We start from the raw sequence: 23,736 nt of genomic DNA on the forward strand, positions 1-23,736 counted from the left end.
TTTACTGCTCGTTTTTCATCAGACAATCTGTGTGGGCACTACAAAGGCAGGTTCTTTAAGGTAAGGAGGTGATCCAACCGCAGGTTCCCCTACGGTTACCTTGTTACGACTTCACCCCAGTCATGAATCACAAAGTGGTAAGCGCCCTCCCGAAGGTTAAGCTACCTACTTCTTTTGCAACCCACTCCCATGGTGTGACGGGCGGTGTGTACAAGGCCCGGGAACGTATTCACCGTGGCATTCTGATCCACGATTACTAGCGATTCCGACTTCATGGAGTCGAGTTGCAGACTCCAATCCGGACTACGACATACTTTATGAGGTCCGCTTGCTCTCGCGAGGTCGCTTCTCTTTGTATATGCCATTGTAGCACGTGTGTAGCCCTGGTCGTAAGGGCCATGATGACTTGACGTCATCCCCACCTTCCTCCAGTTTATCACTGGCAGTCTCCTTTGAGTTCCCGGCCTAACCGCTGGCAACAAAGGATAAGGGTTGCGCTCGTTGCGGGACTTAACCCAACATTTCACAACACGAGCTGACGACAGCCATGCAGCACCTGTCTCACAGTTCCCGAAGGCACCAAGGCATCTCTGCCAAGTTCTGTGGATGTCAAGACCAGGTAAGGTTCTTCGCGTTGCATCGAATTAAACCACATGCTCCACCGCTTGTGCGGGCCCCCGTCAATTCATTTGAGTTTTAACCTTGCGGCCGTACTCCCCAGGCGGTCTATTTAACGCGTTAGCTCCGGAAGCCACGCCTCAAGGGCACAACCTCCAAATAGACATCGTTTACGGCGTGGACTACCAGGGTATCTAATCCTGTTTGCTCCCCACGCTTTCGCACCTGAGCGTCAGTCTTCGTCCAGGGGGCCGCCTTCGCCACCGGTATTCCTCCAGATCTCTACGCATTTCACCGCTACACCTGGAATTCTACCCCCCTCTACGAGACTCAAGCCTGCCAGTTTCGAATGCAGTTCCCAGGTTGAGCCCGGGGATTTCACATCCGACTTGACAGACCGCCTGCGTGCGCTTTACGCCCAGTAATTCCGATTAACGCTTGCACCCTCCGTATTACCGCGGCTGCTGGCACGGAGTTAGCCGGTGCTTCTTCTGCGGGTAACGTCAATGGCTAAGGTTATTAACCTTAACCCCTTCCTCCCCGCTGAAAGTACTTTACAACCCGAAGGCCTTCTTCATACACGCGGCATGGCTGCATCAGGCTTGCGCCCATTGTGCAATATTCCCCACTGCTGCCTCCCGTAGGAGTCTGGACCGTGTCTCAGTTCCAGTGTGGCTGGTCATCCTCTCAGACCAGCTAGGGATCGTCGCCTTGGTGAGCCGTTACCTCACCAACAAGCTAATCCCATCTGGGCACATCCGATGGCAAGAGGCCCGAAGGTCCCCCTCTTTGGTCTTGCGACATTATGCGGTATTAGCTACCGTTTCCAGTAGTTATCCCCCTCCATCGGGCAGTTTCCCAGACATTACTCACCCGTCCGCCACTCGTCAGCAAAGCAGCAAGCTGCTTCCTGTTACCGTTCGACTTGCATGTGTTAGGCCTGCCGCCAGCGTTCAATCTGAGCCATGATCAAACTCTTCAATTTAAGTTTGATGCTCCTAGAATTAAACGTCGTAATGAATTACGTGTTCACTCTTTGAGACTTGGTATTCATTTTTCGTCTTGCGACGTTAAGAATCCATGTCACTCTGAGTGCCCACACAGATTGTCTGATAAATTGTTAAAGAGCAGTGCCGCTTCGCTTTTTCTCAGCGGCGCGGGGTGTGCATAATACGCTTTCCCGCTTCAGAGTCAAGCATTTATTTCGCTTTTCTCTGTCGGTGTTCATCACTGGTTTTCACCGGAGAACCCTGCTGACCCGGCGGCTTGCGTGCCGTTGTTCCGTGTCAGTGGAGGCGCATTATAGGGAGTTATTTCGGGCTGACAAGGGGAAATTTAAAATAATTTTCCGAGTGCGTAATATTTACCCAAAACAGCGTTAAACCGTCAGTTTTTCGAGCGATTCAAAGCCATAGCGCTGCAAAACGGGCAATAATTGCTCAGTTTCTGGCGTCATCGCCATGCAATAGGCAATGTTGGCATCTGCTGATTTCGCATCCGGCGCTTCATGTTCCAGTAGCCAGGCAGTACGTCGTGCAATGGCCGCCCCGGAATCGACCAGTCGCGTTCCTTCAGGCAGAACCTGTAAGAGTTCTTCCTGCAACAGGGGAAAGTGGGTGCAGCCAAGTACCACGGTATCAGGCGGCTCCGGCATCCGCAGCCATGGGCGCAGGATCCGTTGCAGTTCTTCCAGCGGCACGGGTTCGCCGTGCAACTTCGCTTCCGCCAGTTCCACCAGCTCTGCGGACCCCAGCATGGCTATCTGGCACTCATTGGCAAAGCGCGCGATCAGTTCATGCGTATAAGGGCGCTTCACCGTCCCGCGCGTGGCCAGAAGCCCGACAACCCCGTTCGCCGTCAGACGCGCCGCCGGTTTGATCGCCGGTACCACGCCCACAACCGGGAAAGCGAACTTCTCACGTAAGGCAGGAAGAGAGACCGTGCTGGCCGTGTTACAGGCGATAACGGCCAGAGAAAGAGGATAACGCTGCTGTACCGCCGTCACGATCTCAACAACGCGCTCAACGATAAATGCCTCGCTCTTCTCCCCATAAGGAAAAGCCACGTTATCGAAAGCATAGATATAGTGGAGATCCGGCAGGAGATGCCGAATCTCATCATAGACCGACAACCCACCGACACCGGAATCAAATACCAGCACGGTGGGGCGCGGATCAGAAGGTGTAGCTGCCAGACAAGGTGTATTCCCGTCCTGCAGTTTGGTAGCCATAAACTGTCTCGTAATCTTTATCGAACAGGTTGGCTATTTTACCACGAACTGTGAGATGTGAGGTGACTGGATATGAAAGTCCGAGGTCCCACACGCTCAGCCCGCCCATTTTCACCTTCCGGGAATTGTCGTAGTCGTAATCGTAACGCTCGCCAATATACTGATAGGTCACATCCCAGCCCAGATCGTAGACCTGTCCGCTGAGCTCGTACTTCACCTGCTGTTTAGCGCGACGATAAAGCGGCTGATCGGTTTCATCATCACGCGGATCAACATACTGCAACGTTAAGCGATGATCGACCGGCCCGGTCGTCAGGTTCCCGGTCCATTCCAGGCCTTTGATGGTCGCGGATTTGACGTTGAAGTAGGTATTGTTGTTGTAGTCGATCAGGTTCTGAATTTTGTAGCGATAGGTCGACAGACGCCAGTCAAGCGGGCCGGTCAGCCCTTCTAATCCGGCTTCCCACTGCTTCGACTCTTCCGGCTTCAGGTTTGGGTTAGAGGCGATCCCAAAACGCTCCGCACCAAACTGTTGCCCCAGTGAAGGCGCAAGGAAGCCCGTGCCATAGGAAAGCGTCACTTTATAGTCATCAACAAACTGCCATCCCGCCGCTGTTTGCCAGGTACCATGCCAGCCGAACTGGTCGTCATGGTCTTCACGGCCCGACGCTTCCAGCGTCACGCTATCAATCTGCTGTTGCCCGGTGAGATAGAGGCCCGTGTTATCACGCTTATAGTTGTCTGTCCCATACTCGCCGAAGGACATCAGCTTTTCTTGTTTCCAGTCGACACCAGCACTGACAGCGCCGTGCCCGACAATAACGTTGTTGCCCCACTGGACGTAGCGCTGTTCCATATCATCAAGGCTATAACCTGTGGCATAGCGCCCATTCAGGCTGCTGTAGTTATAGTCCTTAATTCGCTGGTAGTTAGCGACCAGTTGTGACGAGTAGATTCCAGAATTGAAGCGCAGCCCCGTATCCCACGACTGAGTGTAATTCTGGTGCTCGTCGTTTCCGCCGTCATATCCCCAGTTCCCCTGGTCGTAATCGGCATTACTGGCATAGCCGTAGCCACGAAAGTAACCATCGAATTGATCGTTAAATTTGTGCTCAACGCCACCCCAGAAGAGTTTATTGCGATAACCATCGCGATCGCTGTCGCCGCTATAGCTGGAACGCGGCTGAACGTCGAAGCCTTTGGTGGTCTGATAAGCCCCGGCCGCGGTTACCACGGTATCGCCAAAACGCTGGCGGTACGTACCGTCATATTGCTGATAACCTTTTGACCCCACGCCAGCATTAATCTGCGAACGTTCCTCACCCGTCATAGTGATGATGTTCACTACGCCGCCAATCGCGCCAGAGCCATAAATCGCTGAGCGCGGGCCACGGATATACTCAATGCGCTGCACCAGCGACACCGGGATCTGGTCAATATCGGAATTATTCGTAATGCCCGGACGGGCGACCGGAATACCATCGACTAACACCAGAACGTGTTTCGCTTCGGTACCCCGCACAAACAGAGAAGAGCTTTGCCCCATGCCGCCATTCTGGGCGACATCCACGCCTGGCAGGCGGCGCATGACATCCAGAACGGTTCGGGACTGCCAGCGTTCGATATCCTCGCGGGTGACAATATCGGTCGGGGCCAGAACGGTATTAACAGGTTGTTGAAAACGGTTTGCTGTCACGACAAGCGTGTCAGGGGTGGCATCCTGTGCCCAACCCGAAAAAGCCGTGACGGAGAGCGCCGTCAGCAGCGATGTTTTTTTAATCATTGTAAAGCATCCACAATATAAGAAGGATGCCGCAGGTCCCACCGATAGTACGCGATGATGAAAACCAGTTGCGACGTTAGCCGGCAGGTCTTCGGGCTTGGAAGGTTATCCACGGATATAAGAGATGAAGACTTCCCACCCAACAGGCAGTGTCTGCTTACGCTCTCATCTCACCTTTCCTTACCGCTGCGCGTCAGCTCCAGATTTACACTGGATTCCCTATTAACTCACAGGACCGGCACACGGATGCTACAGTTTGTAACATCTTACTGTCCAGCGTGTTTGTTAAATATGAGAGATCATCAATGACTGGACATCTGTTGAGCAATCCCTACAATCCCCGCGTACTTTTATTTTTCAGGATACATCATGACCCCCGAACACCTTCCGACAGAACAGTATGACGCGCAGCTCGCCGAAAAAGTGGTGCGCTTGCAGAGTATGATGGCGCCCTTTTCTGACCTTGTCCCGGAAGTGTTTCGTTCGCCGGTCAGTCACTACCGTATGCGTGCTGAATTCCGCATCTGGCACGATGGCGATGACCTCTATCACATCATTTTTGACCAACAGAGCAAAAGCCGAATCCGCGTCGACAGCTTCCCTGCGGCGAGTGAACTGATTAACCAGTTGATGACCGCGATGATCGTAGGCGTGCGCGACAACCGCGTGTTGCGCCATAAACTGTTCCAGATTGATTACCTCACCACCATGAGTAATCAGGCAGTGGTTTCGCTGCTGTATCATAAAAGGCTGGACGACGAATGGCGTGAAGCCGCCGAAGCGCTCCGCGACGCCCTGCGTGCGCAGAACCTGAACGTGCATCTGATTGGCCGCGCGACAAAAACCAAAATCGCGCTGGATCAGGACTACATTGATGAACGTTTGCCAGTTGCGGGCAAAGAAATGATCTATCGCCAGGTTGAGAACAGCTTTACGCAGCCAAATGCGGCCATGAACATTCAGATGCTGGAGTGGGCGCTGGATGTCACTAAAGGCTCGAAAGGCGACCTGCTTGAACTGTACTGCGGTAACGGCAACTTTTCTTTAGCGCTGGCACGCAATTTTGACCGTGTGCTGGCCACCGAAATCGCCAAACCGTCTGTTGCCGCCGCGCAATACAACATTGCGGCGAATCAGATTGATAACGTGCAGATTATCCGCATGGCGGCGGAAGAGTTTACGCAGGCAATGAACGGCGTGCGCGAATTTAACCGCTTGCAGGGTATCGATCTGAAAAGCTATCAGTGCGAAACGATTTTTGTCGATCCGCCCCGCAGCGGTCTGGACAGCGAAACGGAGAAAATGGTACAGGCATATCCGCGCATTCTGTACATCTCCTGTAATCCGGAGACGCTGTGCAAGAACCTGGAAACGTTAAGCCAGACGCATGACGTATCACGTCTGGCGCTGTTTGATCAGTTTCCGTATACGCACCATATGGAGTGTGGGGTGTTGTTGACGGCGAAGTGAGTGTCATAACCGGATGATGACGCAAAGCGTCTCATCCGGCCTCTCCTCTTTATTCCGACACTTCCTGCTTGCGATTACGCATTTTCACGCCGATCCAGAAGACCAGAATGACCGACAGCACCGCCGGGAAGAAGTTGGAACCAATATCCGGATATTCCGCGCGCACCACGGTGCTGTAAAGCAGAACGCCGAGAATAAAGCAGGCGGCAGCCAGACCCGGTAAACCCACAGGCATGGTGCGATTCAAATAACGTTGATGCAGACAGTACACCGTCAGCACCAACGAGATAATCGGAAATACAGAGAACGGCACGATGGAGCTAAACAGCGCCGCGAATGTACCATTGATTGACAAGCCAGCGACCAGCGCCAGCAGCAGCGTACCTTTATCCTGAACTGACTGTTTCATTACTCTTCCTTCACGTTACCCGGAATGAGGGGCATCTTCTCTTGTTCACGGCGATACCAGTAATACGCACCTTTCGAAATCATGCGCAGTTGCAGTACCAGTCGCTCTTCTAACTGCCGACGCTGTTCCGCGCCCACGTCCAGCGCTTCGGCACCTGCACTGAAGACAATCGTCACCATCGCTTCGGCTTGCGCTTCAGTAAACGCACGCGGCATATGGTTTTCGATTTCCAGATAGTCCGCAAGTTCCGCGATGAAGTGCTGAATTTCTCGCGCAACGGCAGCACGGAACGCCGCTGAGGTGCCAGAACGTTCACGCAATAATAAACGGAAGGCGTTGGGGTTGTTACCGATGAACTCCATAAATGTGGAGACCGAGGTGCGGATCACACTCCCGCCCTTGGCGATACGCTGACGAGCCTGACGCATCAACTGACGCAACATCAGACCGCTTTCATCAACCATGGTCAGGCCGAGCTCATCAACATCACGGAAATGACGATAAAAGGAGGTTGGCGCAATGCCCGCTTCACGTGCGACTTCACGCAAACTGAGACTGGCGAAGCTACGCTCCGCGCTCAGTTGACTAAATGCGGCTTCTACCAACGAACGCCGGGTTTTTTCTTTTTGCTGCGCTCTAACGCCCATCACGATGTCTGAATCCTTCCGTATGCCTTGTCCGGCACTATACCAGAGTTCAAAGTTAATCTGTTTGTTCAGCTTTGTGAATGATTGTTTACGCGCAGTTTGTGCTTCGGCTTCGCAAAAAAGCACAACGATAATTGGGTTATCCCGGCAATGATGTTACTATTCTGTTGCTTTTATGTATAAGAACAGGTAAGCCTTACCATGCCACATTCCTACGATTACGATGCCATAGTTATAGGTTCCGGCCCCGGCGGCGAAGGCGCTGCAATGGGTCTGGTTAAGCAAGGAGCTCGTGTTGCCGTTATCGAGCGTTATCATAACGTTGGCGGCGGTTGCACCCACTGGGGCACCATCCCGTCAAAAGCGCTCCGCCACGCAGTCAGTCGTATTATCGAATTCAATCAGAACCCCCTTTATAGCGATCATTCCCGCCTGCTTCGTTCCTCATTCGCCGATATTCTCAACCATGCCGACAACGTGATTAATCAGCAAACACGGATGCGGCAGGGTTTTTATGAGCGTAACCACTGCGAGATCTTGCAGGGTAACGCCCATTTTGTTGACGAACACACGCTGGCGCTGGAATGTCATGACGGTATGGTTGAAACCCTGACAGCAGAGAAATTTGTCATTGCCTGCGGATCGCGCCCTTATCATCCGGCAGACGTGGATTTCTCGCACCCGCGCATTTATGACAGCGATTCGATCCTCAGTCTGCACCACGAACCGCGCCATGTGATTATTTATGGCGCCGGGGTGATTGGCTGCGAATATGCGTCGATCTTCCGCGGAATGGAGGTCAAAGTTGATCTCATCAACACCCGCGACCGTCTGCTGGCGTTCCTCGATCAAGAGATGTCCGACTCCCTCTCTTACCACTTCTGGAACAGCGGCGTCGTCATTCGCCACAATGAAGAGTATGAGAAAATCGAAGGCTGCGACGATGGCGTGATCATGCACCTGAAGTCCGGTAAGAAACTGAAGGCCGACTGCCTGTTGTATGCCAATGGTCGTACCGGCAACACCGATTCTCTGGCGTTACAGAATATCGGTCTGGAAACCGACAGCCGTGGTCAGCTCAAGGTCAACAGCATGTACCAAACCGCGCTGCCGCACGTTTACGCGGTGGGTGATGTGATCGGTTACCCGAGCCTGGCGTCCGCAGCATACGACCAGGGACGCATTGCCGCTCAGGCGCTGGTGAAAGGGGAAGCGAACGCGCACCTGATCGAAGATATCCCGACCGGCATTTACACCATCCCGGAGATCAGTTCCGTGGGCAAAACCGAACAGCAACTGACAGCGATGAAAGTGCCTTACGAAGTGGGCCGTGCCCAGTTTAAACACCTGGCGCGCGCGCAAATCGTTGGCATGAACGTAGGCACGCTGAAGATTTTGTTCCATCGGGAAACGAAAGAGATTCTGGGGATTCACTGCTTTGGTGAACGCGCAGCCGAGATTATTCACATCGGTCAGGCGATTATGGAGCAGAAAGGTGGTGGTAACACGATTGAGTACTTCGTTAACACCACCTTTAACTACCCGACGATGGCGGAAGCCTATCGGGTAGCGGCGCTAAATGGCTTAAACCGCCTTTTTTAACGCCTTGTCGAAATGGCCATCCATCGCACCGCGGATGGCCTCTGCCAGTTGCTCATAGCGACTACGCAGCGGTGATCCTGGACGATACACCAGCCCCACCGTACGACGCGGCTCAGGCTTAATGCAGGGCAGATACACCACGCCATCACGTTTGCGTTCTTGCGGAACCGCCAGCGCGGGCAGCAGGGTAATACCGCTTCCTGCCGCTACCATGTTACGCAGCGTTTCCAGACTGGTCGCACGGAAGTGGGTGTCTTCGTCAGCACCGGCTTCAAAGCAGAATCCCATCGCCTGATCGCGCAGACAGTGACCGTCCTCCAGCATCAGCAGTTTTTCGCCTGCCAGATCGGACATCGGCACGCATTCGCGATTCGCCCACGGGTGATCTTCGTAGATCGCCAGCAGCATCGGCTCGTCGAACAACGGCACTTCGATAAAGGCCTCGCTCTCTTTCACCAGCGCCAGGATCACGCAGTCAAGCTTGCCGCTATCCAGTTGCGCCAGCAGCTGATGGGTCTGCGCTTCATGCAGATACATTTCCAGCTTCGGGAAAGTCTGGTGCAGCATCGGGATAATATGCGGCAGCAGGTAAGGACCGACAGTGGGAATCAAACCAATGTGCAGCGGACCTGACATGGTTTCGCCCTGTTGGCTTGCCATCTCCTTGAGCACTTTGACCTCACGCAGCACGGTACGCGCCTGATCCACCAGCAGTAAACCCGCCTGGGTGAACAGCACTTTACGACTCGTACGCTCCAGCAGCATCACGCCCAGCTCATCTTCCAGCTTGCGGATTTGTCCGCTCAGCGTTGGCTGACTAACGTGACAGGAGTCCGCCGCGCGCCGGAAGTGGCGATGTTCGGCTAATGCCACCAGGTATTCAAGATCACGAATATTCATTATTCATCCTCCATCGCCACGATAGTTCATGGCGATAGGTAGCATAGCAACGAACGATTATCCCTATCAAGCTTTCTGTCTGATAATCCATCACAGAAACGGAGCAGTCTCGTTTAACCCTTGAAGCCACTGCCCGTTCAGAGAGTCTCTCTCTACCCAAATAACGAAAGCCAACGTGAACTTTTGCGGACCCCGTGGTCCGCATTTTTTTTGCGTAAAAAAGCCAGGCATCGTGCCTGGCCGGAATGAAGTTAATCAGCGTTATATTGCACTCAGTGCATCCGCAACGCGTTTGAATTGCGCAAACCGGCTACGCAGCATGTTGTGCTTTACGGCATTCGGCTCAAGTCTGATCACCGACGGCAGAGTGGCGTTAATCGCCTGTGCGAATCCTGCATAATCCCCCACGCCAACGGCCGCACACATCGCCGCCGCCCGGCACCCGGACTGCTCGACATCGACAATTTCAAGCGGCAGATTGCTGGCATCGCAAAACATCTGCATCCAGATACGCGAATGCGTTGGCCCGCCAGTAAAACGAATCGCCTGGGTTGCGCCGTTGAGCTGCAGCATCCGGTCCTGATGCAGTAAATGAGAAAATACGATGCCCTGATAGATAGCGTAAACCATGTCTGACGCATCGTGATGCCCTGCCAGCCCGAAAAAGCCGCCGCTTAATGAGTCGCAATAGTTTGAGCCGTACAGCCACGGGAAAAACAGAATGCTGTCTGGCTTCTGATACCCCTGCTCCGCCCACCGGTTAAGCGTATCGTGATCGTTTGCCAACGCCGGGAAAAAATGGTTGATAAACCAGGTCAGATTACTGGCGGAAGTGGGGCTGCCTTCATGCGCAAAATACTGCCCAGGAACACTGAATTTACCCCACACATAGGGATAATCCGCCGGAATAATGCGATCGAATACCCGGGTAGCGATAGACCAGGTGCCCGCTACCGCACTGAGGTGCGAGCTGTCATGCACACCGGAGGTGATGGCTGCGCCAACCACGTCAAAGACCCCGCCGAACACGGGTGTACCTACCTTCAACCCGCATAACGTAGCGGCATCGGCGGTCACATAGCCAGCGAGATCGGCAGAACCTATCACCCCCGGCGTGCAGTGCACCATCTCCTCAATGCCAAACAGGGCGAACAGCGCGGGATCGAACTCATTACGCTGCTGATTAAACAACTGGCTCCCGGAGATATTGGTCTCTTCACAGGCAAGGTTATCCGTCAGGCAGTAACGAATATAGTCGTGCGCCATCAGGATGTGGCCCGTCCGCGCGTAGTTCTCCGGCTCATGCTGTTTCAGCCAGGCCAGCAGCGCTGCCGGATGAGAAGGCCATAGCTGTTGCAAACTGAGCGGGTACGCCTGGCGATCGACACCCTGCGCCTTCCAGCTTGCCACCAGCGGTTGCGCCCGGGAATCTGAAGAGACGATGCCATTACGGACGGGTTTGCCCGACTTATCGACCAGGTAAAGTCCTTTACCGTGTGCAGAAAAGCCAATCCCGCGGATCTGTTCCGCCGCAATATGGCTCTCGGCCAGTGCGCGCTGAATCACGAGACATGTGGTGGCCCAGATCTCGTTCATATCGCGCTCACAAAACCCCGCCTGTGAGCTCAGCAGCGGCAAGGTTTGGGCCGCAACGATGACTTCTCTACCTTCGGCGGTATAGATCCCCGCTTTGGTGACTGTGCCGCCCAAATCAATGCCGATAAAGTAATGGCTCATCGTTATCTCCTTAACCTGCCATGAGCGGCCGTTCGTCATACCACCCGGCTGCCTGCATCTTGCTTTCTATCCACTGGCGCGCATGGATAATTTCTAACAACGGCTCGGCGGACTTTTCCGTCCACATCTCAATCAGGAAGGTTCCCCGATAGTTAAGGCGGCGTAGCGTTTTGAACAGCTTGATAAAGTCCACACACCCTTCGCCAAAAGGCACATCGCGGAATTGACCGGGCGAATCCGGCGTCACCGGGAATGTGTCTTTGAGATGGATCGCGGCAATACGGTCGATGCCTTTCGCCAGTTCGCTCTCCAGTTCGTTACCCCAGGCAGTTAAGTTGCCGACGTCCGGGTAAACGGTGAACCACGGCGAGTTAATTTTTTCATCCAGCACTTTCCATTTACTGATGGAATTGATGAAAGGCGTATCCATGATTTCCACGGCACACATCACCTGCGCAGCAGCAGCCTGCTCCGCGGCCCAGGCCATCGCGTCTTCGAACCAGGCGATAGTTTCTTCATTCTGTGGCTCATAATAAACGTCATAACCCGCAAGCTGGATGGTCCGTATCCCTAAATCCTGCGCCAGCCGCAGCGCTTTTTGCATGATGGCACGCGCCTGCTGGCGAGTCTGGCTATCGTGGCTGCCGAACGGGAAGCGGCGATGGGCGGATAAGCACATCGTTGGAATGCGCACCCCGGTTTTCTGGATCGCGCTGATGATTTCCATGCGCTCCGCGAGAGACCAGTCGAGGCGTGCCAGCCGCTCTTCGCTCTCATCCACCGACATTTCGACAAAATCAAAACCGCAGGATTTTGCCAGTGCCAGTTTTTCTACCCAACTGGTGTTTCCGGGTAGCGCCTTTTCATAAATACCTAACGGGTGGCTACGCATTATCTTCCCTCACGAGTGGCCAGTTGTTGTAACGCTTTTCGGCTGTGATTCATGGCGCGCTGTGCCTGCCATTTTTGCTTAAAGAATTTAAACGCCAGCGCTGCTATCAGCGTGATACCCCAGACCGCCAGATTGAAATGCAGGCTGAGGCCTAACAGGCTCAGGCCGGTGGCGATCACCTGCAGCACCAGCAAGGCGCAAAAGACGTGGCTGACTTTGCCTGAGCCGCCGAAGGGATCGGTGCCGCCCAGCACAATCGCCAGTACCGTCAGCAGCAGATAAGAATCGCCATAGCCCATACGGGCGGAGTTAAAACGGGCCAGCATAATCAGCCCGGCCAGCACACACAGCAGGCTGGAAATCGCATAAATCGCCATTAACACACGGTGGGTGCGAATGCCGCTAAACCAGGTCGCATTGATGTTGCTGCCGCACATATAGATGATTTTCCCGGTACGGGTTTTGCCGAGGAACAGCGCCAGACCCAGGGTAGCGACGATAAAAATCACCATCGGCACCGGAATGCCAAAGATCACTTCCGACCCGATACTGCGCACCACCGGTGGCATACCGCTTAGCGCCGCGCCTTTAGTCAGGTAAACGCCGATGCCGCTGATAATGGTCATGCTGCCCAGCGTCACCAGAATCGGGTGCGCGCCAACGCGGGAAATAATGGTCCCGGTGAGCGCGCCGATCGCCATGGCGATCGCCATCGCACCCAGCAGCGCCAGAAACAGCCACCACAGTTGCATACCGGTAGACGCGTCAGCCGGCACATACTGGATCAGCAGCCAGGCCATAAACAGGCTGGTCAAATTCGCGGTACCGATAATCGCCAGATTCAGACCGCCGCTCAGCATCGGGACAAACATCGCGAAGGTCAGTAGCCCCAGTTCCGGTAGCTGAAAGGCGATACTCAGAAAAGTGTTGTCGGTAAAAAAACGCCCTGGCATCGCCAGACTGAACGCCGCCACGGCGAAGAAACAGATCGCCAGCAACCCTGAGCTGGTGCCATCAAGCGGTAAAAATGCCTGCTTTTTCATTTCAAGCCCCCTGTCAGACGAATCCAACGTCCGTTTCTTTACGTTTTTTGTAGTGGGTGACGCAGATAGCCGAGACAATCACCACGCCGATGACGATATTCACGAAGTAGCTGGAGACGCCGATCAGGTTAAGACCGTTTTTGAGGATGCCGATCAGAAAGACCCCCATTAGCGTGCCGATCACCGAACCGCGCCCGCCGGACAAACTGGCTCCGCCCAGCACGGCGGCGGCCAATACATCGAGTTCGCCGCCCACCAGCGCGTTAGGCACCACTTCACTCATGCGGTAGGCCTGTAGCATTCCGCCAATGGCGGCGGCGGCGCCAAGATACCCGTAGGCAAACAGATAAATCAGCGATACCCGGATACCGATACGTCGTGCCGACTCGGTACTGCCGCCCACCGCATACAGCTGGCGGCCAATATGTGTTTTGTTCATCAGCATCCAGGTGAAACAGGCCATCGCCAACATCACCACCAGCGGCAGCCCGACCTGGTAGGTTTCTCCTTCAAAACCAAAGCTAAACAGCGATCGCTGGGTGATCCACCAGTCCGGCAGGTCATAGATGCTGTGGCCGTTGGTCAGCCACATCAGCATGCCGAACAACAGCGACTGCATACTGATGGTGATGATGATGGAAACCACATTGAGGTAATAAATCAGGATCGCGTTGATCAGGCCAAATATCACACCCAGCGCGATAGCAAACCCCAGGCACAGCAGCGGGCTGGTCATGGTGCCGCTGAGCAACAGGGACGCCACCACGTACTGAACCACCGACGCCACGGCGGCGAAGGAAATATCAATTCCCCCGGTAACCAGCACCACAAACAAGCCGAGGGCGAATATCCCCGTCACCGCGTAGCTTTCGGTGAGATCGAGCAGGTTCTGGATTGACAGGAACTCATTACTCATCAGCGAAAAAAACGCCAGCATCAGGACGATGACCCAGCCCAGCCAGCCTTCCACCGACCGTGGAAACCGGAGCGGCAATACATTAGCCATTAATCACCTCCGCCAGCTGCTGCTCGGTATAGTCCGCAGGCAACAGCTCGTTAATAATTTTCCCGCGCTGCATATGGAAAATACGATCGCAGTTGTAATACGCCTCTGGCGCTTCATCGGTAATCAGCAGCACGGAAATACCGACGCCGGAAAGGCGGTGGATAAGCTGATAAATACTGTCTTTCGCGCCAATATCGACGCCGACGGTCGGCGCATCGAGGATCAAGACTTTGGGGCGGGTTAAAATCCATTTTGCCAACACCACTTTTTGTTGGTTGCCGCCGGACAGCGTCGAGAGCGGGTTATCGGGATTGGCGACTTTAATATCCAGATCCTGGATCCACTCCTGAACGAGGGTGGCTTGCCGTTTTTCGTCAATAACATGCCACGGCGTTTTTAACCGGTTAAGGATCGAAAGCACCATATTGTCGCTGACCGACTGCGGGAGCACCGCGCCCAGCGTCAGGCGGTCTTCAGAGACATAGGCAATGCCCAGTTTCGCGGCCTGCGTATTGTCTTTGATGGTGACTTTTTTCCCTTCCAGATAAATCTCTCCGCTATCCGGATGGGTAATGCCAAAAAGACTTAACGCCAGCTCTGTTCGCCCTGAGCCTAACAATCCGCACAGTCCCAGCACTTCACCCTGGTGAAGCTTCAGTGAAATATCCTCGAACTGCCCTTTCCGACTGAGCTTATTCAGTTCCAGCACCACTTTTCCTTCCACGCTGTTCGGCAGCTTTTTCTGATGGACAATCGTTCTGCCGGTCATCAGTTCGGTAATACGCGACGGGGTTAGTAAATTCGCCGCCCAGGTGCCAATGATTTCGCCATCGCGGATCACGGTAATACGGTCGGAAATCTCTTTCACTTCATCCAGACGATGGCTGACAAACACCACGGTGATATTTTTATCGCGCAGATAATTGACCGTGCGCAGTAGTTGGTTAACTTCAGTACGCGTCAGCGACGCCGTAGGCTCATCCATAATCACCAGCCGGGCATCGGCCACCAGCGCGCGGCAAATCGCCACCTGCTGGCGCTGGGCAATCGGTAAATGCTGAACCTGCGCGTCCGGATCGAGGGAGAAATGTAATTCGTGGATAATTTTTAGCGCCAGCGCTTTAAGACGGGCTTTGCGGTGCCAGCCAAAATAGCCCTTGAGATTTTCTTCAAAGGCGATATTTTCCGCGACCGTGAGGTTCGGGAATAACGACAGATCCTGATAAATAACCTGAATGCCTAACTCACGGGCTTTATCCGGCGAGAGTCTTGACCAGGATTTATCATCAATAATAATTTCGCTACCGGCATCCGGGATATACACACCGCACAGGGTTTTTATCAGCGTGCTTTTACCACAGCCGTTCGCTCCGGCCAGACAGTGGACTTCGCCTTTATTTAACGTGAGATCAATATTCTTTAATGCCCGATGACCGCCAAAACTTTTGCTTAGCGACTTAAACGTCACCAACGGTTCACCGGCATTTCGTTCTGCAATATGCGGCATCATGCTGTTCCTGAAAACGACCAAAGGATTTCCGGGCCGGTTGGCGGCCCGGTGATGCGACCAGAAATTACAAACCTAACTTCACTAAACGCCGGGTATTTTCAACATCAAGCTTTTCGGGGTTATCGCTCAGGATGGTGTTGTTCTGGACTTTGATTTCGCCCATATCGCCGATTTTGACGCCGTCTTTAATCGGTTCGCCGTTCATCATCGCCGTGGCGACCTGAACGAAAACTTTACCGGCGATCATCGGGTTAGAAATGTAGCCGCCGTCAATCGCGCCTTTCTCCAGCAATTTAATGCCCTGACCCGGAGTGAAGGTGCCGAACACGCAAATCGCATCGTTTTTCTTACGCTTATCAATCGCGCGGCCTGCGCCAATCGGGCCCTGAGAACCGAACGACATAATGCCTTTGAGATCTTTGTATTTGGACATCAGGTCATTCGCAGTGCGCATGGAATCGTCCACCGATTCCGCCACGCCAAAGCGATCTTCCACCAGGGTCATTTTCGGGTAGTGTTCTTTTTGATAAGCAATCGCGGCATTGGCCCAGTCATTCACCAGCGGTACCGTCAGGCTGCCGACAAACATGGCGTATTTGCCTTCTTCACCCATGCACTTCGCCATATCTTTCATATGATTGGCGCCCATAGTTTGGGTGTTCAGCAGCTCAAAATCCCAGTCAGCATTAGCCTGATCCGGTGATTCATGTGTAATCACTTTGATACCGGCTTCCTGGGCACGTTTAAGTACCGGCTCCAGCACTTTCGCGTCGTTCGGCACCACGCCAATCACATCGACTTTCTTAGCGATTAAATCTTCAATGGCCCGCACCTGCTCGGCCGGGTCTGCCGTCGTTGGGCCAACCTGCCAGGCATTAACGCCGAGCGCCTTGCCCTCTTCTTTAATCCCTTGTTCCATCACGTTGAACCAGGGAATCCCGCCGACTTTCACAACCACGCCCATGGTAAAAGGCTTGTTGGCTTTTTGCGGCGCCGTGGATTGTTCAGCCCACGCGGCGGTTGATGACAATGCAGCAGTAATCAGGCAGGGTAAGAGTAATTTTTTCATCGTAATTTCCTTAAGAAATAGCTTCAGACGCCAGGAATACCCAATAAAAATTGGCCTGACTTTTTATTTATTTCGACTTTCCTCTGGCATTGGCAGAATAACCAGACAGGTGTCATGATTATTCAGATAACGGCTAACACATACTACTTATCGACTTCCACCACATTTAGCTGTGGGTATTGCGCACGATAACGTTGATCAATACAGCTATTGGTTACCATAATATCGATTTCATCCAGCATACATATTTTACTGAAGGCGTATTGTTCAAATTTACTGGAATCCACCAGAAGGATCTTTTGCCCGGAAACCTGTAACATAACCTGCTTTAATCTGGCATTTATTTCACTGCCATCACGTATGCCATTTTCCAGATTTACTCCCTGACAGGAAAAGAAAAAACTATTAATTTGAAAATTTCGAATAGCACTCTCGGCAACGGGTCCATGGAAATCATCGTGGCGTTCAGAATACTCACCCCCAATACCGATAATGCGCACTTTATCCCGACAGGCCAGCGCCTGGATAATGCGTAGCGAATTGGTCACCACGGTAATATCAATGTCCGGAATTTGCCGGGCCAGAAACCAGCAGGTACTGCTGTTGTCCATCAGAATGCAATCGCCGGAATGAATAAACTGTAACGCTGCCTTGGCGATTTTAGTTTTGATATCAGGATGTTCCTCGGTACGCTTGCGAAATGATTCGGCGCGGTCCACGCTGCTCGCCTGCCATGCCGTCCCCTCTATCGCCGCTGCCGTCGCCTCTGGCGCATCCAGAGAAACCGCGCCGCCAAAGCTGCGGGTCAATCGTTTGTTACGTTCTAATACTCTCAGATCCCGGCGAATGGTTTCCGGTGATACCTGACATAATTGCGACAGCTCCGTTACCCGCACCGCCCCTTGTTTTTGCACATGGGCACAAATCATTTTGTAACGTTCTGCCTGCAGCATAATAGGGATCCGCTAAGTGTCATTTTACATGGTCTTATAATTAACGTTTCCACCCAGAATTAAAGTGATTAATTTCAAGAAATATTCCATTGAAAAAGCCCGCGAACAATTGAACGATATTCATCACAATAAACAATGAAATAACAGCAACCAGTCAACATATAAGGTGATAAAACTCACAAAATACGCTTGTTTTGCACGCCTGCCGTAACCTGAAAACACGCAAACAAACATAAATGGTCATCTTATGATTGACCAAATATGCCCGAATGTGACCGAGTATGACTTTTTCTTGCCATGACGCGCCTGACTACATTTTACATCCTATTTATTCGGCGTAATTTAAATAAAAACGCGGCACATATTTTATGTTATCCATCGTTAAGTCATTAATGCTGTTAAATAACATGCTTCCTATATTCTGGAGTCAACAATGAATACGTTAAAACAACACGTTCTCGAGGCGAATTTATCCCTGCCTGCGCATAAACTGGTAACGTTTACCTGGGGTAACGTCAGCGGAATCGATCGTGAAAAAGGTATTATGGTCATCAAACCTTCCGGAGTGGAATATAACCATATGGGTCTGGAAGATATGGTGGTGGTGGATGTACAAAGCGGCAACGTTATTGAGGGAAATAAAAAGCCATCATCAGATACCGACACGCATTTAGCGCTCTATCGCGCTTTCCCGACGATTGGCGGCATCGTACATACGCATTCCCGACACGCCACTATCTGGTCGCAGGCCGGAAAAGACTTAATGGCTTTAGGCACCACGCATGCGGATTATTTTTACGGAACCATTCCTTGCACGCGCCCGATGCATGACGACGAAATTAATGGCCGCTATGAATATGAAACTGGCAGCGTGATTATCGAAACCTTTGCGCAGCGCGGGCTCTCACCGGAACAGATCCCGGCGGTACTGGTCAACAGCCATGGGCCTTTCGCCTGGGGTTCTGATCCTGCTAACGCCGTGCATAACGCCGTGGTACTGGAAGAAATCGCTTATATGAATTTGTTTACTCAGCAGTTACAGCCTCAAATTCCCGCCATGCAACCCACGCTGCTGGATAAACATTTCCTGAGAAAACACAGCGCGAATGCTTATTACGGACAGTAATCTTCGCGTGATGGCATAAAAAAGCCTGGCATCTCGCCAGGCCAGATAAGCCAGAATACCCGTTATGCCAGACGCGCCTTCGCGTAGCTGATCGCCTGTGCGATCTGCTGCGGAGACACCCCGCCCTTCGCGGCACGTTTGTCCAGACACGACTGCAGAGAGAGGATCGGGTATACGTCATCGCCGATGACGCTACTGAATTTCTGCAGATCGGCGAGCGGCAGGTCTTCCAGCGGTTTCCCCTGACGAATCGCCTCAACAACCGTTTCACCGACGATGTGGTGTGCTTCACGGAACGGCACGCCTTTCGCGACCAGATAATCCGCCAGTTCAGTGGCGTTAGCGTACCCTTGCTGCGCCGCTTCCTGGCAACGCGGACGTTTCACCTGAATGCCGTCCAGCACCAGCGCAGCCATATGCAGGCAGTCCAGCCAGGTGTCGAGCGCGTCGAACAAGCCTTCTTTGTCTTCCTGCATATCTTTGTTGTAGGCCAGTGGAAGTCCTTTCAGCGTCATCATCATGCCCGTCAATGCGCCCTGCACACGGCCACATTTACCGCGAATCAACTCCAGCGCGTCCGGGTTTTTCTTCTGCGGCATCAATGAAGAACCGGAGGTCACGCGATCGGAAAGCTCAACAAAGCCCGCTTCACCGGTGTTAAAGAAAATCAGATCTTCGGCAAAACGCGACAGGTGCACCATACCGATAGAGGCGTCGGACAGCAGTTCCAGCACGTGGTCACGATCGGAGACGCTGTCCAGACTGTTACGCGTGGCCGAGGCAAATCCCAGCCAGCCCGCCAGCTGTTCACGATCGATTTCATAGGCGGTCCCGGCCAGCGCGCCACAGCCTAATGGGCTAACGTCCAGACGCTTTAACGCATCCTGCAGACGGCTTTCATCACGCGCCAGCATTTCGACATACGCCAGGCACCAGTGCGCAAACGTCACCGGCTGCGCACGTTGCAGGTGGGTATACCCCGGCATCACCGCATCCTGGTTATTTTCCGCCGTCTCGACCAGTGCGCTCTGCAACTGACGATTAGCAGTAAGCAGTTCGGTCACCGTCTCTTTGCACCACAGTTTCAAATCGGTAGCGACCTGGTCATTACGGCTACGCCCGGTATGCAGCTTTTTACCTAACTGACCGACTTTGTCGATCAGTTTGCCTTCCACCCAGCTGTGAATATCTTCGGCATCACTTTCGAGGATCTGTTGCGGATTAGCGCGAACCTCTTCCAGCAGTACGTTCAACGCCTCTTCGAGCTGAAGTTGTTCGTCAGCGGTCAACACGCCAACGGTAACCAACGCTTTGGACCAGGCCACAGAGCCAACAATATCCTGCTCCGCCAGGCGGTAATCAAAGCGCAACGAATCGTTGAACTGTTTGAACCGCTGATCTGCTGCCTGAGTAAAACGCCCACCCCAAAGTGCCATAACGAATTTCCTTAATTTGATATTTTTGCCCGGTGGCGCTGCGCTTACCGGGCCTACAAAACTCATGCAGGCCGGATAAGGCGAAGCCGCCATCCGGCACATTAATAGTTAAGCCAGAATACGTGTACCGATCGGCGTACCGTTGAACAGCGCCGGGAGTTGCTCGGCATGACGCCAGGAGGCGATATCCACCGGACGACCCAGCGTGCGTGCAGCATCCAGCGCGGCATTGACCTTCACAATCATGCCATCGGTAATAATACCCTGGTCGATCAGCTGTTCCGCTTTCGCGGCGGTCATTTCAGCAATGCGCTGACCTTTACCGTCGAGAATACCACTCACGTCGGAAAGCAGGATCAGATCCGCGCCCAGCATCGCCGCCAGCGCTGTCGCCGCCTGGTCCGCGTTCACGTTCATCAACTGCCCTTCTTCCGTCACCCCAATCGAGCTGACGACTGGCAGAAAACCATTTTCCAGCAGCGTGTTAATCAGCGTAGGTGAACCCGGCTGCGCCAGTCCAACATGGCCAAGCTCTTCGTCGAGCTGGGTCACTTTTACGCTATCGCCATCGCCAAGATACAGGCCTACGGAGGCGATGTGGTGTTTCTTCGCCCAGGCCAGCAGCGTTTTGTTCGCCGTTCCCGCCAGCGCACCGGTGATGATGTCGATCTGGTCAGCAGGCGTCACACGCAGGCCGTTTTTCTTTTTCACCGGCAGGTTGAGCCCTTTCATCAACTCATCAACGACACAACCGCCGCCATGGACAATGACCAGCGGACGCTGATGCGACTCGCGATAGTTCACCAGCGCAGTAAAAAGACGCTCCAGCGCCTCTTCGCTATCCAGTAATACGCCACCCAGCTTGATAATTAATGGACTCATCATTGCACCCTTAAATAAGAGACTGCGTTTCAGCAAAGCCGAAACGGATATTGGCACACTGCACTGCCTGTGCGGCGGCGCCTTTCAACAAATTATCTTCGGTTGCCACCACGATCAAATGTTCACCCTGCACGGCAAAACCGATATCGCAGAACGGCAGCCCAACGACATTCTTCAGCGCCGGAACGCCTTTGTCATACAGACGCACCAGCGGTTTATCCGCATACGCCTGCTGTAATACCTGCGCGACCTGCGCAGCGGTCACGCCCGGCTGCAGTCGACAAGTGATCGTTTCCAGGATCCCGCGCGGGAAATTGCCCAGATGCGGGGTGAAAATCACGTCCGTTCCCAGATGGGTGGCGATCTCCGGCTGATGACGATGGGTAAACACGCCATACGGTTGCAGGCTCACTTCGCAGAAGCTGTTAGACAATGCCGCTTTACGTCCCGCTCCGCTCACCCCGCTGGTCGCGTTGATCACCGGCCATTGCGTCAAATCCAGCAGTCCGGCATCAATCAGGGGTTTCAAAGAAAGTTGCGCCGCCGTGGGATAACACCCCGGCACCGCAATCAGATTCGCCTCTTTCAGTTTGTCGGCGCTCCACTCCGCCAGACCGTAGACCGCCTGCTCAAGCAGGTTGGGATACTGATGGGTGAAGCCATAGTATTTTTCATAGAAGCCGGCATCGTTCACGCGGAAGGCACCGGAAAGGTCGAAGACCACGCAACCGGCAGCCAGAAATTGCGGCGCCAGGTCATGGCTGACTTCGTGGGCGGTGGCTAAAAACACCACATCCACGCCATCGGTAAACTCGCTGATATCAGACATCGGCTGCAACGGCAGATCGACGATGCCTTTAAGCTGTGGATGCAAATCAGAAATTAACTTTCCCGCATCATTGCTTTGCGCTGAGACGGTCAAAGCGGTTATGGTCATATGAGGGTGGCGATTCACGTAGCTTACAAGCTCTGCGCCCGCATAACCGCTAGCGCCTACAATCAGCGTATTCAACATCAGGTTCCTTTATGCTCAACGTTAATGTATTTTTATGCATATTTATTGCATGAATATTGATACTATCACGACCTAAGGTGTGTCAACAATGAAAATGAACTTACCGCCATTTATCGAGATCTACCGCGCGCTGATTGCCACGCCGTCCATCAGCGCTACCGAAGAAGCACTGGATCAGAGCAATGAGTCTTTAATCAATCTGCTGGCGGGTTGGTTCAGCAATCTCGGTTTCAACGTTGAGATTCAACCGGTCCCGGGAACCCGCAATAAATTCAATCTGCTGGCCAGCACCGGACAAGGAGCTGGTGGCTTACTGCTCACGGGTCATACCGACACCGTACCGTTTGACGATGGGCGCTGGACGCGCGATCCCTTCACCCTTACCGAGCATGACAATAAGCTCTACGGTCTGGGTACCGCAGATATGAAGGGCTTCTTCGCATTTATTCTCGACGCGCTTCGCGACGTTGATGTGACACAACTGAAAAAACCGCTCTACATCCTGGCGACGGCAGATGAAGAGACCAGTATGGCGGGGGCGCGTTACTTCTCGGAAAACGCGTCGATTCGTCCTGATTGCGCGATCATCGGTGAGCCCACGTCGCTACAGCCGATTCGCGCTCACAAAGGTCATATCTCGACGGCGGTACGGGTGATGGGCCAGTCCGGTCACTCCAGCGATCCGGCACGCGGCGTGAACGCCATCGAACTGATGCACGACGCGATTGGTCGCATTATGCAACTGCGCGATACTCTGAAAGCGCGTTATCACTACGACGCGTTCACCGTACCATATCCCACCCTGAATCTGGGTAGTCTGCACGGTGGCGATGCGTCGAACCGAATTTGTGCCTGCTGTGAATTGCATATGGATATCCGCCCGCTGCCGGGCATGACGCTGGGCGAACTGGATGGTTTGCTGACGGAAGCCCTGGCACCAGTGAGCGAACGCTGGCCGGGTCGTCTGACCGTTGCCGAACTCCATCCGCCGATCCCTGGTTACGAGTGTCCGCCGGACCATCAGCTTGTCGAGGTAGTGGAGAAACTGCTGGGCGAAAAAACCGATGTCGTGAACTACTGCACCGAAGCGCCGTTTATTCAGACCCTGTGCCCAACGCTGGTGTTGGGACCGGGTTCAATCAATCAGGCGCACCAGCCTGACGAATATCTCGAGACGCGTTTTATTAAGCCCACCCGTGAGTTAATCACCCAGGTCGTGCACCACTTCTGCTGGCACTGATCGAACTACCCGCTTTCCCGGCCTACCTCCGATGGTAGGCCGGATATGCGCAGCGCCATCCGGCAATGCATTTTCACATTCCGATAAGCATTTCTTATCTGGCTGGATATGAATTAAATTTCGTAAATTACCCGCATTTATTCGTTTGCTGAACCGATTTCGCCGCAA

At 53.4% G+C, this 23,736-nt stretch carries 19 protein-coding genes, 1 rRNA gene and 1 riboswitch; of the genes, 4 read left to right on the forward strand and 16 right to left on the reverse strand.

Annotation, left to right across the window (positions count from 1 at the left end):
- Positions 1-61 precede the first annotated feature (61 nt).
- From ACQ0PY_RS23020 to btuB, 3 genes are all read right to left on the reverse strand, one after another.
- Positions 62-1,603, reverse strand: a 16S ribosomal RNA gene (locus tag ACQ0PY_RS23020).
- Between the two features lie 393 nt (positions 1,604-1,996).
- Complete coding sequence (murI, locus tag ACQ0PY_RS23025) at positions 1,997-2,848, reverse strand: glutamate racemase (protein WP_042998964.1); 852 nt, start codon at positions 2,846-2,848, stop codon at positions 1,997-1,999.
- On the reverse strand, positions 2,793-4,631 hold the full coding sequence (gene btuB / locus ACQ0PY_RS23030) for a TonB-dependent vitamin B12 receptor BtuB (protein ID WP_042998963.1): 1,839 nt from the start codon (positions 4,629-4,631) through the stop codon (positions 2,793-2,795). The genes murI and btuB overlap by 56 nt, the downstream gene beginning before the upstream one ends.
- Before the next feature lie 65 nt (positions 4,632-4,696).
- Positions 4,697-4,886, reverse strand: a riboswitch (cobalamin riboswitch).
- Between the two features lie 114 nt (positions 4,887-5,000).
- On the opposite strand from btuB, the gene trmA reads away from it, so the two are divergent.
- A complete protein-coding gene (trmA, locus tag ACQ0PY_RS23035) occupies positions 5,001-6,101 on the forward strand; it encodes a tRNA (uridine(54)-C5)-methyltransferase TrmA (protein WP_109739595.1) in 1,101 nt (366 codons plus the stop codon).
- Between the two features lie 49 nt (positions 6,102-6,150).
- Here the strand turns inward: trmA and ACQ0PY_RS23040 are convergent, their stop codons facing one another.
- Together ACQ0PY_RS23040 and fabR are read right to left on the reverse strand one after the other, a co-directional pair.
- A complete protein-coding gene (locus ACQ0PY_RS23040) occupies positions 6,151-6,510 on the reverse strand; it encodes a YijD family membrane protein (protein ID WP_042998961.1) in 360 nt (119 codons plus the stop codon).
- The gene (gene fabR, locus ACQ0PY_RS23045) at positions 6,510-7,160 is read right to left on the reverse strand and encodes an HTH-type transcriptional repressor FabR (RefSeq protein WP_043001797.1); all 651 of its coding nucleotides are present in this window, start codon (positions 7,158-7,160) and stop codon (positions 6,510-6,512) included. The genes ACQ0PY_RS23040 and fabR overlap by 1 nt, the downstream gene beginning before the upstream one ends.
- Before the next feature lie 198 nt (positions 7,161-7,358).
- On the opposite strand from fabR, the gene sthA reads away from it, so the two are divergent.
- On the forward strand, positions 7,359-8,759 hold the full coding sequence (gene sthA, locus ACQ0PY_RS23050; RefSeq protein WP_109739596.1) for a Si-specific NAD(P)(+) transhydrogenase: 1,401 nt from the start codon (positions 7,359-7,361) through the stop codon (positions 8,757-8,759).
- Here the strand turns inward: sthA and oxyR are convergent.
- The 8 genes from oxyR to ACQ0PY_RS23090 form a co-directional block, all read right to left on the reverse strand.
- On the reverse strand, positions 8,742-9,659 hold the full coding sequence (oxyR, locus tag ACQ0PY_RS23055) for a DNA-binding transcriptional regulator OxyR (RefSeq protein ID WP_042998960.1): 918 nt from the start codon (positions 9,657-9,659) through the stop codon (positions 8,742-8,744). The genes sthA and oxyR overlap by 18 nt on opposite strands.
- Positions 9,660-9,920: 261 nt before the next feature.
- Positions 9,921-11,396, reverse strand: a complete 1,476-nt coding sequence (locus tag ACQ0PY_RS23060) for an FGGY-family carbohydrate kinase (protein ID WP_109739597.1) — start codon at positions 11,394-11,396, stop codon at positions 9,921-9,923.
- A gap of 10 nt (positions 11,397-11,406) precedes the next feature.
- Positions 11,407-12,288 carry an L-ribulose-5-phosphate 3-epimerase gene (locus ACQ0PY_RS23065; RefSeq protein ID WP_042998958.1) on the reverse strand — a complete coding sequence of 294 codons (882 nt, stop codon included), beginning with the start codon at positions 12,286-12,288 and terminating at the stop codon, positions 11,407-11,409.
- Positions 12,288-13,331 (reverse strand): ABC transporter permease, encoded by a 1,044-nt coding sequence (locus tag ACQ0PY_RS23070; RefSeq protein WP_042998957.1) that lies wholly within the window; start codon positions 13,329-13,331, stop codon positions 12,288-12,290. Before ACQ0PY_RS23070 ends, ACQ0PY_RS23065 begins: the two co-directional genes overlap by 1 nt.
- Positions 13,332-13,344: 13 nt before the next feature.
- The gene (locus tag ACQ0PY_RS23075; RefSeq protein WP_044328352.1) at positions 13,345-14,337 is read right to left on the reverse strand and encodes an ABC transporter permease; all 993 of its coding nucleotides are present in this window, start codon (positions 14,335-14,337) and stop codon (positions 13,345-13,347) included.
- Positions 14,330-15,847 (reverse strand): sugar ABC transporter ATP-binding protein, encoded by a 1,518-nt coding sequence (locus ACQ0PY_RS23080; RefSeq protein ID WP_044257501.1) that lies wholly within the window; start codon positions 15,845-15,847, stop codon positions 14,330-14,332. The genes ACQ0PY_RS23075 and ACQ0PY_RS23080 overlap by 8 nt, the downstream gene beginning before the upstream one ends.
- Positions 15,848-15,911: 64 nt before the next feature.
- Positions 15,912-16,916, reverse strand: a complete 1,005-nt coding sequence (locus ACQ0PY_RS23085) for a substrate-binding domain-containing protein (protein ID WP_044328351.1) — start codon at positions 16,914-16,916, stop codon at positions 15,912-15,914.
- Between the two features lie 143 nt (positions 16,917-17,059).
- Positions 17,060-17,869: a DeoR/GlpR family DNA-binding transcription regulator gene (locus tag ACQ0PY_RS23090; RefSeq protein WP_042998952.1), complete on the reverse strand. Its 810-nt coding sequence runs from the start codon at positions 17,867-17,869 to the stop codon at positions 17,060-17,062.
- Positions 17,870-18,302: 433 nt separating this feature from the next.
- On the opposite strand from ACQ0PY_RS23090, the gene araD reads away from it, so the two are divergent.
- Entirely contained in the window at positions 18,303-18,995 is a 693-nt protein-coding gene (gene araD / locus ACQ0PY_RS23095; protein ID WP_109739598.1) for an L-ribulose-5-phosphate 4-epimerase, read from the forward strand.
- Between the two features lie 62 nt (positions 18,996-19,057).
- Here araD and argH read toward each other — a convergent pair whose 3' ends face one another.
- From argH to argC, 3 genes are all read right to left on the reverse strand, one after another.
- Positions 19,058-20,431: an argininosuccinate lyase gene (argH, locus tag ACQ0PY_RS23100; protein ID WP_042998950.1), complete on the reverse strand. Its 1,374-nt coding sequence runs from the start codon at positions 20,429-20,431 to the stop codon at positions 19,058-19,060.
- Positions 20,432-20,539: 108 nt separating this feature from the next.
- Positions 20,540-21,316, reverse strand: coding sequence for an acetylglutamate kinase (gene argB / locus ACQ0PY_RS23105; RefSeq protein ID WP_150547161.1), 777 nt, complete (start codon positions 21,314-21,316; stop codon positions 20,540-20,542).
- Positions 21,317-21,323: 7 nt separating this feature from the next.
- A complete protein-coding gene (argC, locus tag ACQ0PY_RS23110) occupies positions 21,324-22,328 on the reverse strand; it encodes an N-acetyl-gamma-glutamyl-phosphate reductase (RefSeq protein WP_044265228.1) in 1,005 nt (334 codons plus the stop codon).
- Positions 22,329-22,416: 88 nt separating this feature from the next.
- Here argC and argE point away from each other — a divergent pair, with 88 nt between their 5' ends.
- A complete protein-coding gene (gene argE, locus ACQ0PY_RS23115; RefSeq protein WP_109739599.1) occupies positions 22,417-23,568 on the forward strand; it encodes an acetylornithine deacetylase in 1,152 nt (383 codons plus the stop codon).
- Positions 23,569-23,736 lie beyond the last annotated feature (168 nt).

It is taken from the genome of Citrobacter sp. LST-B2 (assembly GCF_057983045.1).